This is a genomic window from Streptomyces phytophilus (assembly GCF_013870535.1).
GTDB lineage: Bacteria > Actinomycetota > Actinomycetes > Streptomycetales > Streptomycetaceae > Streptomyces > Streptomyces phytophilus.
On the sequence record NZ_JACBXC010001545.1, the window covers coordinates 1 to 1,246 of the forward strand.

Annotated in this window: 2 protein-coding genes; both read right to left on the bottom strand. The window is 75.6% G+C overall.

The annotated features are described in order from the left end of the window. Window positions 1-670 (bottom strand): FAD-binding protein (locus tag H5J30_RS34095; RefSeq protein WP_181791688.1); only part of this gene is annotated, 670 nt, incomplete at its 3' end. Further along, window positions 667-1,246 (bottom strand): polysaccharide deacetylase family protein (locus tag H5J30_RS34100; RefSeq protein WP_181791689.1); only part of this gene is annotated, 580 nt, incomplete at its 5' end. The genes H5J30_RS34100 and H5J30_RS34095, both read right to left, overlap by 4 nt.

Below are 1,246 nucleotides of genomic sequence, written 5' to 3' on the forward strand. Positions count from 1 at the left end.
GGTCGGTGCGCCGCTTGAGCCAGACGACCGCGTCGCCGGCCCAGGTGGTGAACATGCTGACGCTCCAGGCGGCGGCGAACACGTCGGCGAACCGGTCCTGGACCTCCGCGAGCGGCACCGCCGTGCGCAGCGACTGGGCGACCTCGAAGGACGGCTCGATCTCCAGGGTCATCCGCGTGACGATGCCGAGCGCGCCGAGGGAGACCACCGCCCCGGCGAAGACGTCGCGGTCGGTGTCGCGGCGCAGCTCGACCGACTCGCCCTGCGCACCGACCAGGTGCAGTCCGCGGACGGCGGCCGCCAGGCTGCGCCGGGCGTCACCGGACCCGTGGGTGCCGGTCGCGCAGGCCCCGGCGACGGTCAGGTCCGGGAGCGACGCCAGGTTCGCCAGCGCGTAGCCGGCACGGTGCAGGTGCGCCGCCACGTCGGCGTAGCGGAGACCGGCGCCGACGGTCGCGGTGCCGGCCGCCGTGTCGATGTCGATGACCGGCGGCAGCCCGTCGAGGACGACGGCGGCGCCTCCCGACGAGAGGACGCCGCTGAACGAGTGGCGGGAGCCGACGGCGCGGACCCGTGCGCTGTCCGCGACGATCCGGCGGAGTTCGTCCGTGGACCGGGGCCGTGCCGGCGGGGCCGCCCCGAGGTCGACGTTGCCTGCCCAGTTCCTCAAGGCGCGCTCACCGGCCCGGAGCCGTCGCGGTCGAGCATGTCGTCGACGCGGACGAACTCGTACCCGCGCTCGGTCAGGCCCTCGATGATCGGCGGGAGCGACGCCACGGTGGGCGCCCGGTCGCCGCCGCCGTCGTGCAGAAGGACGACGGAACCGGGCCGGACGCCGGCCAGGACGTCGCGTGCGATGTCCTCGGCCGTGCGCAGGGCCCAGTCGTCGGGCGCCACGTCCCACAGCACCGAGACGACGCCGAGCCCGGCGAGCCACTCCATGACCGCCGGGGTCCGCGCCCCGTACGGCGGCCGGAACAGCCGTGGCGGGTCTCCCCCGGCCGCCTCGGCGATCGCCTCGGCGGTGCGGTCGATCTGCGCGCGCGCCTGCGGGCGCGACAGCTCGGGCAGGAACGGGTGCGACCAGGTGTGGTTGCCGACGGCGTGGCCCTGCTCGCGCATGCGCGCCAGTATGTCGGCACGGCCGCCCAGGTGGATCCCGCAGCAGAAGAACGTGGCGGGGACGCCGTAGCGTTCGAGGATGTCGAGGACCTGCCCGGTGTACGGCGGCTGCGGGCCGTCGTCG